Below are 1,286 nucleotides of genomic sequence, written 5' to 3'. Positions count from 1 at the left end.
CGCTGCGCAGATGAACAAGCGCATGCGTGCGCCGATCCTCGAAGCCCTCACCCAGGTTCAGGGCATCGACCCGGAAGTCAGCAACTTCCGTGTCGTCGTGAACCCCGACCTCATCGAGTCGCACCGGCCCGCCGCCGCGGTCGACGACCGTCCGGCATCCGCGTCGACGACCTCGATCGCCCCGTCGCCGCTCCCGGAGCAGGCTCCCGACCCGATCGTCCCGGCATCCCGGAACGACACGCGACTGAACCCGAAGTACACCTTCGACAACTTCGTCATCGGTCAGTCCAACCGCTTCGCGCACGCGGCCGCGGTCGCGGTCGCCGAAGCGCCGGCGAAGGCGTACAACCCGCTCTTCATCTACGGCGACTCGGGGCTGGGCAAGACCCACCTGCTCCACGCCATCGGCGACTACGCCGCGAGCATGTACGCCGGTATCCGCGTGCGGTACGTCTCGAGCGAAGAGTTCACGAACGACTTCATCAACTCGATCGCGAACAACCGCGGCTCGGCCTTCCAGGCGCGCTACCGCGACGTCGACATCCTCCTGATCGACGACATCCAGTTCCTGCAGGGTCGCGCCGAGACGCAAGAGGCGTTCTTCCACACCTTCAACACGCTCCACGACCACGACAAGCAGGTCGTGATCACGAGCGACCTGCCGCCCAAGCAGCTCACCGGGTTCGAAGACCGCATGCGCAGCCGGTTCGAGTGGGGCCTCATCACCGACGTGCAGGCGCCCGACCTCGAGACGCGTATCGCCATTCTCCGCAAGAAGGCGCAGAGCGAGCGGCTCCTCATCCCCGACGACGTGCTCGAGTACATCGCCACCGTCGTCTCGTCGAACATCCGCGAACTCGAGGGGGCGCTCATCCGCGTCTCGGCGTTCGCGAGCCTCAACCGCTCGACGCTCGACATGTCGCTCGCGCAGACGGTGCTCCGCGACATCATCGATCAGGACGACGCGAACGTCGTCTCGCCGACCGACATCATCACGGCGACCGCGCAGTACTTCAAGCTGTCGGTCGACGACCTGTACGGATCGAGCCGCTCCCAGGCCGTGGCGACCGCGCGCCAGATCGCGATGTACCTGTGCCGCGAGCGGACGAGCCTGTCGCTGCCGAAGATCGGTCAGCTGTTCGGCAACCGTGATCACACCACCGTGATGTACGCCTACAAGAAGATCAGCGACCTCATGAAGGAGCGGCGCTCCCATCTACACCAGGTCTCCGAGATCACGACGCAGCTCGGGGGCATGCGCTGAGCGCCCGCCTGAACCAAGGGGT

General features: G+C 65.8%; 1 protein-coding gene. It reads left to right on the top strand.

Features of this window, described 5'->3' with window-relative positions:
* Positions 1 to 1,264: chromosomal replication initiator protein DnaA (gene dnaA / locus I5G_RS15230; protein ID WP_026095972.1), on the top strand; the 1,264-nt coding region annotated here is incomplete at its 5' end.
* Positions 1,265 to 1,286 lie beyond the last annotated feature (22 nt).

Source organism: Microbacterium sp. B19 (assembly GCF_000333395.1).
Lineage (GTDB): Bacteria > Actinomycetota > Actinomycetes > Actinomycetales > Microbacteriaceae > Microbacterium.
This window is presented reverse-complemented; position numbering and strand designations above follow the sequence as displayed.